This window comes from Cytobacillus sp. OWB-43, assembly GCF_034651445.1.
Lineage (GTDB): Bacteria > Bacillota > Bacilli > Bacillales > Cytobacillaceae > Cytobacillus > Cytobacillus kochii.
Window position 1 is genome coordinate 733,857 of record NZ_JAYEFF010000001.1, and the last position, 12,383, is coordinate 746,239.

Annotated in this window: 11 protein-coding genes; 10 read left to right on the top strand and 1 reads right to left on the bottom strand. The window is 36.3% G+C overall.

The features are described 5' to 3' along the window. Positions 1-118: 118 nt before the first annotated feature. The 10 genes from U9M49_RS03720 to U9M49_RS03765 all read left to right on the top strand — a co-directional run bounded on the left by U9M49_RS03720 (position 119) and on the right by U9M49_RS03765 (position 11,301). Positions 119-784 carry a GntR family transcriptional regulator gene (locus U9M49_RS03720; protein WP_095373373.1) on the top strand — a complete coding sequence of 222 codons (666 nt, stop codon included), beginning with the start codon at positions 119-121 and terminating at the stop codon, positions 782-784. 91 nt (positions 785-875) lie between these two features. After that, a complete protein-coding gene (locus U9M49_RS03725) occupies positions 876-2,237 on the top strand; it encodes an MmgE/PrpD family protein (RefSeq protein ID WP_322909294.1) in 1,362 nt (453 codons plus the stop codon). Between the two features lie 2 nt (positions 2,238-2,239). After that, a complete protein-coding gene (locus tag U9M49_RS03730; RefSeq protein WP_322909295.1) occupies positions 2,240-3,085 on the top strand; it encodes a fumarate hydratase in 846 nt (281 codons plus the stop codon). Positions 3,086-3,096: 11 nt separating this feature from the next. Next, positions 3,097-3,663 (top strand): Fe-S-containing hydro-lyase, encoded by a 567-nt coding sequence (locus tag U9M49_RS03735; RefSeq protein WP_095373370.1) that lies wholly within the window; start codon positions 3,097-3,099, stop codon positions 3,661-3,663. Positions 3,664-3,826: 163 nt separating this feature from the next. Beyond that, on the top strand, positions 3,827-5,041 hold the full coding sequence (locus U9M49_RS03740; protein ID WP_322909296.1) for an acyl-CoA dehydrogenase family protein: 1,215 nt from the start codon (positions 3,827-3,829) through the stop codon (positions 5,039-5,041). 3 nt (positions 5,042-5,044) lie between these two features. Then, the gene (locus tag U9M49_RS03745) at positions 5,045-6,259 is read left to right on the top strand and encodes a CaiB/BaiF CoA transferase family protein (protein ID WP_307314116.1); all 1,215 of its coding nucleotides are present in this window, start codon (positions 5,045-5,047) and stop codon (positions 6,257-6,259) included. A gap of 27 nt (positions 6,260-6,286) precedes the next feature. Further along, positions 6,287-7,348 (top strand): TRAP transporter substrate-binding protein DctP, encoded by a 1,062-nt coding sequence (locus tag U9M49_RS03750; RefSeq protein WP_322909297.1) that lies wholly within the window; start codon positions 6,287-6,289, stop codon positions 7,346-7,348. 22 nt (positions 7,349-7,370) lie between these two features. Beyond that, entirely contained in the window at positions 7,371-7,886 is a 516-nt protein-coding gene (locus U9M49_RS03755) for a TRAP transporter small permease (RefSeq protein WP_095373365.1), read from the top strand. Continuing rightward, on the top strand, positions 7,876-9,180 hold the full coding sequence (locus U9M49_RS03760; RefSeq protein ID WP_307314110.1) for a TRAP transporter large permease: 1,305 nt from the start codon (positions 7,876-7,878) through the stop codon (positions 9,178-9,180). The genes U9M49_RS03755 and U9M49_RS03760 overlap by 11 nt, the downstream gene beginning before the upstream one ends. A 15-nt stretch (positions 9,181-9,195) precedes the next feature. Then, on the top strand, positions 9,196-11,301 hold the full coding sequence (locus tag U9M49_RS03765) for an acetate--CoA ligase family protein (RefSeq protein ID WP_322909298.1): 2,106 nt from the start codon (positions 9,196-9,198) through the stop codon (positions 11,299-11,301). Between the two features lie 62 nt (positions 11,302-11,363). Here U9M49_RS03765 and U9M49_RS03770 read toward each other — a convergent pair whose 3' ends face one another. Next, positions 11,364-12,272, bottom strand: a complete 909-nt coding sequence (locus U9M49_RS03770; RefSeq protein ID WP_095373362.1) for a LysR family transcriptional regulator — start codon at positions 12,270-12,272, stop codon at positions 11,364-11,366. Positions 12,273-12,383: the final 111 nt, after the last annotated feature.

A 12,383-nucleotide genomic window follows, 5' to 3' on the forward strand; every position in this document is an offset into this window, starting at 1 on the left:
GACCCCTTTTCGGCGAACACTTAGTTTTACTACTCTTTAAATAAATTTCAGAAAAGTATAGACAATTTTAATTGGATTTTGTATCCTGTTTTAAAAGGGAGTAAAGGGTGAGTGATCATTGACGATTGATGTTGATTTGAAATTAGATAATCGCGATACACTGCATTTAAAAGTATGTAATGTTCTCCGAGAAGCAATTATAAAAGGTCAGTTTAAACCTGGTGAACGATTAAAACAATCAGATTTAGCAGAAAAACTTGGTGTCAGTAGAATGCCGATTAGAGAAGCATTGAGAAAATTAGAATCTGAAGGTTTAATTACCCTAGTACCACATAAAGGAGCTATTGTTAAAACGATTCATTTATCAGATTTACAAGAGGTGTACACCTTAAGAGCACAGTTAGAGAAGATGGCTTTTATCCAAAGTGCAAAGCTGCTTACAGATACTGAAATCACGAGATTAATAGATCTTGTACATTTGATGGAAGATAGTGAAGATGTAGATGAATTTATTGAAAGAAATATAGAATTCCATCAATTATTATTAAAGCACTGCCATTGGGAGAGATTAAATGGTTTTATTGACACACTATGGAATGGGCTACCACAACAAACACCACATTTTATTACAGGTCAGACGGCTACATCAAATGAAGAGCATCGGGAGATTATCAAAGCGATAAGAGAGAAAAGATTTGAGCATGCAGGTGAGATTTTGTCTCATCATATTTTAAGAACAGGTGAATCACTTATTCACAGTTTAAAAAATGAAAGAATGAAATAAATATTGATTCATCAGGAAGGCAGCACGAATTTTTCAGAGCTGCCTTATCTTTTGCAAACGTTTACTTTAACGAAGGAAGGAAGAATGGACAATGGCTTTAACGGAAAAAATTTCAGAATATATAATTAATTTAGACTATCAAGATTTACCAAAAGATGTGATTGAGTTTACGAAAGTATGTATTTTAGATTGGTACGGTTCAGCAATAGCAGGAATAGATGAACCACCAGTGGTTGCATTAAAAGAGACGTTATTTGAAATGGGAGGGAATGAACAGGCAACCCTTATTTCCGGTGAAAGGACTTCTCTTGCAAATGCTGCCATGATTCATAGTGCTGCTAGCCATATAGTGGAGTTAGATGATATTCATAAAGGATCGATTATTCATGCAGCAACAGTTGTGATTCCTGCTGCTTTATCTGTGTGTGAAGCGTATGACTTATCAATAGAAGAATTAATTACGAGTATCGTCATCGGCTATGAAGTTTGTTATCGTATCGGTGAAGCGGTTACGCCTAGTCATTATTATTATTGGCATAATACCGCAACATGCGGGACTTTCGGAGCAGCAGCTGCAGCAGCGAAGTTATTAGGGCTTAATAAACAACTAATCGTTCATGCTTTGGGGAATGCAGGGACACAGGCAGCGGGGTTATGGGAATTTATTGAAGATGGAGCCAATTCAAAACAGCTTCATACTGCAAAGGCATCCTATAATGGTGTACTTGCAGCACTCCTTGCTAAAAAAGGCTTTACAGGTGCCTCAAAGATATTAGAAGGTGATCGTGGTTTTTTCAAGGCAATGAGTGATTCGTACAACGAACAAAAGATTATTGAAGGACTCGGTGAGAAGTTTAAAATAATGGAAAATGGTTTTAAGCTTTATGCTTCCTGTCGTCATACCCATCCGAGTATGGACTGTGTGCATACATTGATGAACAAACATTCAATTGACTCTACTAAAATTGAAAAAATCCTCATAGAAACCTATCAAACGGTATTAGATATAACAGATAATCCCAAACCTCGTTCCATTTATGCAGCAAAATTTAGTGTACAATTCTGTGTTAGCTTAATTGCCCTTAAAGGCAGCGCTTTTCTACAAGACTTTAATGAAAGATCATTAAATAATAGTGAAATTAGAGAAATGATGAATAAAGTACGAGTAGCATCAACAAAGGATTTTACGGATGCCTATCCAGAACAATGGGGTGCAAAGGTAACTATTGTCTTAAGGAATAAAGAAAGTTATAGTTTCGCGACTGAATTTCCAAAAGGAGACCCAGAGAATCCTGCCAGTAAAAAACAAATGGTTGAGAAGTTCCAGTCATTAGTGGCTCATAAGATCACAGATGTAGATCATAGAGTAGATGATATATACAATATTGAAAATTTAAAAATAAAGGATTGGCTACTGGCAAATAGCCCAATTGTAAATGGAAATGAGGCTTGATGATGAAAGTGATTGCTTATGACCATATAGTGGAAAAAGTAGCGAAGCTTTGTCAGGAAGCGAACTTTGACCTTGGCGAAGACGTTATTTCTGCTTTTCGACAAGCGGTAGAAACAGAAAGGTCACCAATTGGGAAAGATATCCTGTTAGATTTAATTGAAAATGCGAATATCGCTACAGAAAACCGTGTGCCTATGTGTCAGGATACAGGTGTTTCCGTTTTTATAGTTGAATTAGGTCAAGACTGTTTGATTAAAGGTGGGACAATTACAAGTGCCATTAATGAAGGTGTAATGAAAGGATATAAAGACGGGTATTTACGGCATTCTATCGTCAATAATCCCCTGACACGAGATAAATCTGCAACATATAACAGCCCTGCCATTATTCATATTGAAATGAAAGCCGGAGATCAACTCGTTATCCATATGTCGGCAAAAGGGGGAGGGAGTGAGAATATGAGTGCACTTAAAATGTTAACCCCAGCAGATGGTATCGAAGGCGTAAAAGAGTTCATCTTAACAACCGTTGAAAATGCAGGACCTAATGCTTGTCCACCTTTAGTTGTTGGAATTGGAATTGGTGGGAATTTTGAACGCTGCGCTTATTTAGCTAAAAAATCATTGTTTAGACCGATTGGTCAACATCATCAGTCTCCAATAGTTGCCCAATTAGAAAAAGATTTAATGAAGAACATAAATGAAATGGGGATTGGTCCTCAAGGCTTAGGTGGCGATACAACTGCCATAGATGTAAAAATCGAGTTAGAACCATGTCATATCGCTGCACTTCCTGTGGCTGTTAATTTAAATTGTCATGCGTCAAGACATAAAGAATTGAGAATGTGAGGCTGATAGAATTGGAAAAAAAGCAGTTAACTTTACCCTTAAAACCAGAAGAGTTGGAAACATTAAGGGCAGGACAGCAAGTCGAATTATCAGGCTTAATATATACAGCAAGAGACGCAGCCCATAAAAAAATTTATGATCTTTTATCTCAACAAGAAACGGTTCCATTCACGGTAGAAAATGCTTTTATTTATTACGTTGGTCCGACCCCAGCAAAACCTGACCAAGTGATTGGCTCCGCTGGTCCAACTACTAGTAGTAGAATGGATAAATATACACCATTATTATTAGAGCATGGCTTAAAAGGAATGATTGGAAAAGGATATCGAAATGAAGAAGTAAAGGAAAGTATAAAAAGAAACAAAGCCGTTTATTTAGCAGCAATAGGGGGCACCGGCGCACTTCTTTCTACGGCTATTAGAGAGGCTGAGGTTGTGGCATTTCCTGAGTTAGGTCCGGAGGCAGTATACAAGCTCACAGTAGAAAATTTTCCAGTTACAGTTATTATCGATTCTTTAGGTAATGACTGGTATATACAAGCAAGAGAGAAGTTTCAACAAAAAAGATCAACTCTATAATTATTAATTACTATTTTTAAAGGACAAAGTCTCATATGTCTATCAATTGTATCCATTATCCCAAATAAATTATCTGTTTTATTAATAAAATATTGAATATTATTAATATATATAATAGTATAATTAATAAATTCAGAAAATTCTAATTAGGTGGTGGGGATAGATGGAGTTCGAATACACAAATGAAAACCAACAAGTCTTACAAATGGTAAAGGAGTTTGTCCGAAAAGAAGTGTCACCTCATATTAAATATTATGAGAAAAATCAATTATTCCCGAAAGATATTTTTGAAAAAATGGGCTATCTAGGTTTTTTTGGTGCTTGTTTTCCTGAGCGATATGGTGGGTCTGAATTAGGTTTTCTTAATTTAGCTATCATTGCTGAAGAAATATCGAAAGCACATCCATCGTTAGGTTATGCCTTTAATATGCAAGCAATGACCTGCCCTTTTACAATCTTAAATTGGGGAAATAAGCAGCAAATTGAAAAATATGTCCCTTCTCTAATAAAGGCAGAGAAAATTGGTATGTTCGCTCTTACTGAATCTGGTGGTGGCTCAGACCCTGCTGGAGCAATGAAGACAACGGCTGTTTTAGATGGTGATGAGTACGTGCTGAATGGATCAAAAATGTGGATTACTTTTGCTAACGAGGCAGATGTAGGTGTGTTGTTTGCGAGAACAAATCCAGAAGCTGGTCATAATGGCATTTCTGCATTTATTATTGAGACTAATGTACCAGGGTTTTATGCAAAACCAATCGAAATCAGTTCACTAGGATATATGACAAGAAGCTGTGAAGTATTTTTAGAGGATTATCGAATCCCCAAAAGTCAATTATTAGGTAAAGAGGGAGGAGGCTTTAAAATTGCGATGAACGCGCTTGATTATGGACGCTTAACTGTTTCTTCACGATTGGTTGGTATTGCTCAAGGTTGTATTGATGAGGCGATATCTTATGCAAACAAACGAGAAGTGAGTGGTGTGCCAATTGGTCAATATCAAATGATTCAACATTTGATTGCGGATATGGTAGTAGAAACAGAGGCTGCAAGATTGCTTACGTATAAAAGCGCTTACTTAAAAGATAAAGGCGAAGCGGCGACTAGACAAAGTGCATACGCAAAATATTTTGCTTCAGAAGTAGCTACCAAAGCTGCAAGAAGTGCGTTAGAGATATTTGGTGGCAATGGTATAGCAGATGAATATCCGATTATGAAGTATGTAAACTATGCGAATATGCTTCACTTTGGTGAAGGGTCGGCAAATATACAACGTATACTGATTGCTAATGATGCCTTAGGGGAAAAGGATGCTAATCGTCATCATATCGAAAGAAAGTATTCTTTAAGTAGTGATATTAAAAAGGTGAGGGTGTAGTCGATGAGTGATAGGCAACCACTTGAAGGCGTAAAAGTATTGGATTTATCTCGTGTTTATGCAGGACCTGGGGGTTCAATGATACTAGCAGATTTAGGTGCTGATGTCATCAGAATAGAGGCACCGAATGGTACTGATAGTATGAGAGATTGGGTCCCTTTCATAGGTGGAGAAAGTACGTATTATTTTACCGCTAATCGTAATAAAAAATCAGTAGAGTTGGATTTGAAAAACCAAAAAGGGAAGGATATCTTTTTAAAGCTCGTACAAGAGGCAGATATTGTCTTAGAAAACTTTAAAACAGGTACTTTGAAAAAGTTAGGTCTCGACCTACAACAACTTAAAAAGGTAAAAAAAGATATTATATTATGTTCGGTTACCGGATATGGGCAAACGGGACCGTATAAAGGGGAACCGGGATTTGATCCTGTTATGCAAGCGATAGGTGGTCTAATGGATGTTACTGGACTTCCAGAGGGAGACGCAACAAGAGTGGGACTTCCACTAGTCGATATTATGACGTCACAATATGTAACAATAGCGATTCTCGCAGCTTTAAGACAAAGAGATCAAACAGGAAAGGAACAATCTATTGATCTATCCCTATTTGAAGTACAATTAAGTGCACTTGCCAATGTAGCAAGTAGTTATTTAAATGCAGGTACAGTTTCAACAAGAGTTGGCAATGATCATAGTTATATTGTTCCTTATCAAGTATTTAAATGCAGTGACCGTCCATTAATGGTTTGTTGTGGTAATGATAAATTATTTGCGAATTTTTGCGTTGTTTTAGATCGTGAAGAATGGATTGGGGACGAGAGGTTTAAAACGAATCAAGCTAGAGTAACTAACCGTGAAGTGTTAACAAATAGAATCGCAGATATGATGATAACCAAAACGGCAGATGAATGGTTCACTCAATTATCACAAGTAGGTGTTCCAGCTGGACCAGTAAATAATATCGAACAAGTTTTTCAACATCCTCAAGTTGAGGCGAGAGAGGTTGTAGAAGAAGTTTCCCATGTAAAGCTTGGACATATTAAATTGGTGAAAAGTCCACTTAAAAATTCTACCCTAAATGTTAAAACAAAAGCAGGGCCACCTGTTTTAGGACAGCATACAGAAGAACTTCTACATGCATTAGGGTATCAAAAATTAGAGATTGATCAATTGAGAAAAGAGGGAGTTATTGGTTCGTTAGCCGAGCGGAAAATGTGATTATGAACAATAATGGAGGTGTTTCCAATGAAAAAGTTTCTTCTATTGACTTTATTTTTTGTATGTATTTTATTAAATGGCTGTAGTCAACAGACATCCAATGAAAGCGCTTCCGATGAAGTGTATGTGATGGATATAAATAATTGGCAGCCATCTACACATCACTATGCTTATAATGCGTGGGAGCCATGGAAAAAGATGGTGGAAGAAAAGACGAATGGAAGAGTTAAAGTCAATATTTATCATGGGAGTGCCTTAGGAAAGTCTAGCTCCGTTTACCAAGATATAAAAGGAGGGCTCTATGATGTGAGTCTTCTCGTAACGAACTATTTTTATGATACACCTTTTTTTCCTTATACAATCGGTAGTTTACCTTTTGCATTACAAGGACCTGTTGAGGCAAACAAGGTTTTAAGTAAATTCGAAGATCGATTTGCAGACAAAGGGTTAGATAATGTCATCCTTATGCCACCAACCTCAACAGATGCCTATGATTTATTTTCTACAACTCCTATTCACACAATGGAAGATTTACAGAATAAAAAAATGAGAATGAGCGGAAAAGGCGAAAATGCCTTTATTCAATCATTAGGAGGAACACCCGTATCGATCACATCTGAAGGCATATACGAAGGATTAGAAAAGGGGATGATTGATACCGCATTTTATACACCTATTGGCGGTGAAGCAGTAAGGTATTATGAACCTGCCCCTTATATTACACAAATGTCAGTACTCGTAAACCCACTCATTCCTGTAATGAATAAAAACTTCTATGATCAGCTCCCACCAGATTTACAAAAATTATTTACAGAAGAATTGAATCCTGCATTATCAGAAATGTTTACAAAGAGTTATGTTACAGAGTTAGCTGCTTCTAATGAGCAGCTAGAAAAAGCAGTTGAAAAAAGAGGCGAATATATTAAACTTTCAACAGAAGAAGACATTAAGTACCGTGAAGCAGGTAAAGGTGCTTGGGAGTTATGGATAGAAGATGCAAATAAACGTGGATTTGATGGAGATGAAATGGTAGAAGCTTTTTTTGAAATTCTCCGTGAAGAAGATTACCCTTTACCATTTGAAAATTAAAACAGTTAAGGTGGTGGAATGCATGAGAAAGCTTGAAGAGGTCATACACTTTTTAACTGCAATAACAAAATATATTGCGTTAGCAACGATGACACTGATGATGATATTTATTACCTTTGCTGTGTTTAGTCGGATGTTATTTTCACCTATTATTGGTGATATCGAAATTGTTCAGTTAGGTATGGTAGTGCTAATCATGTGTGGTTTGGCTTATACAGAACAAGTTAACGGACATATTACAATAGATATTATTACAAGCAGACTTTCATATAAGTGGCAACGCGTATTAGAGATATTTGGCGCATTTCTTACATTTATTATTACCATCCTCATTGCCTATATTTATCTTCATGTCGGGATCTTTCATCAACTAACAATGCCTATATCTACAACTCTTTTAGAAATTCCTTTTTACCCCTTTGATTATATCATTACAATCGGTTTTCTCATGTGGGGAGCTGAGGCTTTTCTAAGAATGCTCAAGCTCATCCTTTCATTAAATCATGAAAATATAGGAGGTGATGAACATGCCGGTTGAATGGTTTGGTGTTATCGTTATTTTGATCATGTTTGTTTTAATGTTTTTTAAAGTACCCATTGCAATCGCAATGGTCGTACCAGCTGTACTAGGAATCTTTTATTTGAAAGGTTGGACGGCATTAGCCACAGTTGTTGAAACAGTGACATGGGATCATAGTTTTAGTTATACGTTAAGCACTATCCCTATGTTTGTTCTAATGGGAGAACTATTATTTATCTGTGGAATTAGTACAGAGCTCTTTAATACTTTCAGACTTTGGCTTAGTAGATTAAGAGGTGGACTTGGGATGGCGACAATTGCATCTTCTGCTGTTTTTGCGGCCGCTTCAGGTTCAAGCCTAGCAAATACTGCCACAATGGGTGTCATTGCATCGAAGGAAATGCTAAAGGCTGGTTATAACAAATCATTAACCGGAGGAACGATTGTCGCAGGAGGAACATTGGGTGTGCTCATTCCACCGAGTACATTGTTTATTCTATATGGGATGATGACTGAACAATCTATCGGACAGCTTTTAGTTGCGGGCATTATACCGGGGATTATTCTTATCATTTTATATATGATCACCGTTTATGTAGTTGTATCTTTAAAGCCAGAATTAGCACCGATGATTCATACAGAGGTGAAATGGAAGGATCGTTTCATCGCATTGAAATCTACAATATGGATTATTTTGTTATTTGGCATTGTGATTGGGGGTATGTATATCGGATGGTTTAACCCAACTGAAGCAGCAGGGATTGGGGCATTCTTTACGTTTATTTTTGCATTAATCAGAAGGAAATTAACGATTCAGTCATTTGTTAAAGCATTATCTGCTACTTTAAAAACAACAGGATTTTTATTTGCCATAATTATTATGGCATTTATCTTAAATTACTTCTTAACAATTACAAGATTGCCTTTTCTATTAGCGGATATTTTCGAATCTATCTCAGTTCCCCCTTTTCTATTATTTGTGCTTATTATTCTTATGTACATTTTATTAGGAATGGTAATGGATGCTCTTGCTATGGTTGTTGTTACATTACCGATTATTCTACCGATCATTCTAGCGATGGATATGAATTTAATTTGGTTCGGTGTCATTATTGTTTTGGTGATGGAAATGGCAATGATCACACCTCCTGTTGGGATGAATTGTTTTGTGCTAAGAGGATCAGCCCCAGACCTTACTTTAGAACAAATTTTTAAAGGAGCAAGTTTATTTTTAATTCCCATTTTCCTATTAATTATTATTCTTTATCTTTTTCCTGATATTGCTCTGTTTCTACCTAAAAATATGTATTAAGAGGAAGGTGAAAATATGTTTACGAGTGACGACCTTAAACCAATGTTAGAACCAAACGCAGTAGCTATTATAGGAGCTAGTGGAGACAAAACGAAAATCAGCTATAAACCAATAGCGAATTTAAAAGAGGTAGGCTATCAAGGTGAAGTTTATCTTGTAAATCCAAAATATGAAGAGATATTAGGTTTTCCATGCTATCAGAAGATAGAAGAACTACCTGAATATATTGACTTAGCATTGATTTGTGTAGCTGCTAAAAGTGTATTATCTATTATTAAACAATTACATGCGAAGAAGGTAAAAAGTATTTTGATTTTTAGTTCTGGATTTACAGAAATAGGTGGAGAAGGAGCGAAGTTAGAGGAAGAGATAAGGGAGTATTCAAAAGGAAACCATTTGCCGATTTGCGGTCCAAATTCTCTCGGGTTATTTAACTTAAATAAGCAGATGATTGCTTCCTTTTCCAGTTTAAAAGCATGTGATGCTGCAGCGATTGCATTTGTTACACAAAGCGGAGCAATGGGTTCTTTAACTCATACATTAGCAACTGAAATGGGTATCGGATTTCAAGCTTTTGTATCTAGCGGAAATGAAAGCACGGTTGATTTCTTTGAGTATATTGATTATTTTGCTAAAAGTCCTGACATAAAAGTCATTGGTGGATATTTAGAGGGAGCAAGAAATATAACTAAAATGAATCGTGCAATAAAGGCTAGTCATGAAAATAATAAACCAATAGTATTAATAAAAGTTGGTACGTCAGTTATCGGGGCGGATGCGGCTAGTTCGCATACTGCATCATTAGCAGGTAATGCGAAGATTTATCAATCTTATTTTGCTGCAAACAATGTGGTTCTTGTTGATGATGAGGAAGAATTAATTGATACATTATCACTGTTTCATTATGCTAAAAATATCTCTAAAGACGGAGGGGCGGTTATCGTCACACAATCAGGTGGTGCAGGCATAATGATGGCTGACCAATGTGAACGTAAAGGAATGAAACTTGCCACTTTAAAAGCAGAAACGAAAGAGAGATTATCACAAACTCTTCCAGCTTTTGCTTCTATTAAAAACCCAGTTGATATGACGGCACAAGTGAATCAAAATCCTCAACAAATACTTGATACTCTATCTGTGCTAGTTGAAGCAATTGAAGTGCAAACCATCGTGCTTTATATTCAAATGACGGATCATTTATTTACACCTATTATCGACAAACTCAGTAAGTTGATTAAACAAGCTAATAAGCCCGTTGTTGTTTGTTGGTCTGGAATACAGGAAGAAACAAAAAAGGCAGTCTTTAAGGAAAAAAGTATTCCTTGGATTCCTACACCAACACGGACCATTAATGCCCTAGCACATGTCGTAAATTACTATACGGCAGAAAAGCAAGCTTACGATCAAACGAGAAAAGAGATTCGTAAGCATACACCCATGATCGTAAATGAAAAACTAAATGAATGGGAAGGAAAGCAACTATTACAATCGATTGGTATAAAAGTGCCTAAAGGTTCTTTTGTTCGTAATCAAGAAGGTCTGCATGAGCATAGTCTTCCTTTTCCTCTTGTCTTAAAAGGAGTTTCGAAGGAGATCACTCATAAATCAGACTATCAGTTGGTTCAAACAAACATCAACAGTCAACAAGAGTTACTGCAATTTTATGAAGGGATGATTAATAGGATAAAGCATCATCATATCGAACATCTTATCGAAGGGATGATGATTGAAGAAATGGCAGATGAGGGAATTGAGGTGATTATTGGAGCAATTGACGACCCTACATTTGGACCGACAATCATGTTTGGTATCGGTGGGGTATTTACGGAAGTGCTTGAGGATGTTGTTTTCTTGCCTGCACCAATTACAGAGAGCCAAGCGTTACAAATGATTGCTTCTATTAAGGCATTTCCACTTCTAAATGGAGTGAGGGGAAAACCTAAGTCAGATATAAAAGCATTGGCATTAACGATACAAACTTTATCCGAATTTTGTTTATCTCATCAAGGGGAATGGAGAGAAATGGAATTTAATCCGATCCTTGTCCATAAAGAAGGTAATGGTGTTACCGCGGTTGACGCCGTCATTGTTGGGAAAAAACAAGCAGAGATATATAGTTGATTCACTTACCCTTATTAATGAGACAAAGTGCAGAGACCTCATTAATAAGGGGGTTTATATACTTAAATCAAATAGGGCTTCTGTTCAGTTACAAACGATAAAAACTTCTGTATTCCTCCAGCAATTACGGTATCTTGATGGTAAACAAGGTGAGAGTGACGATACAAATGCAGGTTATCACTTATTGGAATGATTTGGAGCTTACCATTTTCAATCTCTTCTTGTACCGAAATACTTGGCAAGAAAGAAATCCCGAGATTGATCTCGATCATTTTTTTCGTTGCATTGATGTCGTTAAGCTCCATTCCTGTTTTCATATGGAAACCATAGGAAAAAAGCTTTTGTTCAATTTGTGCCCAGTAGTTTGACTCTTTCCCATAAACAATGAAGGTTTCATCAGCTAAGTCACTTAAATGAGGACTTGGAATATTTGTTAAACGATTGCTAGCTGAGGCAACGAGTACAATGGGATCTTGTCCAATATGATGGCTGACTAAATCTTCTTCTATAAACTCTTTTTGAGCGGAACGTGCAATGGCGAAATGCACTTCACGATGATAAAGCATATCGATCATTTTAGGTGTAAAAGCGGTATGTAGTATGATTTCAATTGTAGGATAGGAAATATGAAAGCTTTCTAAAATTTTTGGTAAGATCCAGTAACAAAATGAATCGGAAGTCACTAGAGAGAGGGAACCTTTATACCCTTCTTTATATTGAGTGAGTGATTTTTCGGCTTCTTTTACTAATGAAAGAATTTGTGTGGAATAGGGATAAAGAATCTTTCCGGCATCTGTTAAGTTACCTAATGATTTATTTTTACGATTGAATAATTGCAGCCCTAATTGGTCTTCTAAAGATTTGATTTGAGAGCTAACTGTTGGTTGTGAGATACATAGTTCCTCAGCAGCTTTAGAAAAGTTATTATGTTTATATACTGATAGAAATACTTCTAATTGTTTAATATCCATTCTATTAACGCTCCTCACATGTTTTCCTGCTCCCACTATTTTACCATATAGATATCAGATAATTTATATCATTCAAAAAAACAATCTTTATTTCATTGACAAAAAAAATTT

Coding starts and splice junctions, on each gene's coding strand:
- U9M49_RS03750 (WP_322909297.1), top strand. CDS start 6,287: ATGAAAAAGTTTCTTCTATTGACTTTATTTTTTGTATGTATTTTATTA.
- U9M49_RS03745 (WP_307314116.1), top strand. CDS start 5,045: ATGAGTGATAGGCAACCACTTGAAGGCGTAAAAGTATTGGATTTATCT.
- U9M49_RS03740 (WP_322909296.1), top strand. CDS start 3,827: ATGGAGTTCGAATACACAAATGAAAACCAACAAGTCTTACAAATGGTA.
- U9M49_RS03725 (WP_322909294.1), top strand. CDS start 876: ATGGCTTTAACGGAAAAAATTTCAGAATATATAATTAATTTAGACTAT.
- U9M49_RS03770 (WP_095373362.1), bottom strand. CDS start 12,272: ATGGATATTAAACAATTAGAAGTATTTCTATCAGTATATAAACATAAT.
- U9M49_RS03760 (WP_307314110.1), top strand. CDS start 7,876: ATGCCGGTTGAATGGTTTGGTGTTATCGTTATTTTGATCATGTTTGTT.
- U9M49_RS03755 (WP_095373365.1), top strand. CDS start 7,371: ATGAGAAAGCTTGAAGAGGTCATACACTTTTTAACTGCAATAACAAAA.
- U9M49_RS03765 (WP_322909298.1), top strand. CDS start 9,196: ATGTTTACGAGTGACGACCTTAAACCAATGTTAGAACCAAACGCAGTA.
- U9M49_RS03730 (WP_322909295.1), top strand. CDS start 2,240: ATGAAAGTGATTGCTTATGACCATATAGTGGAAAAAGTAGCGAAGCTT.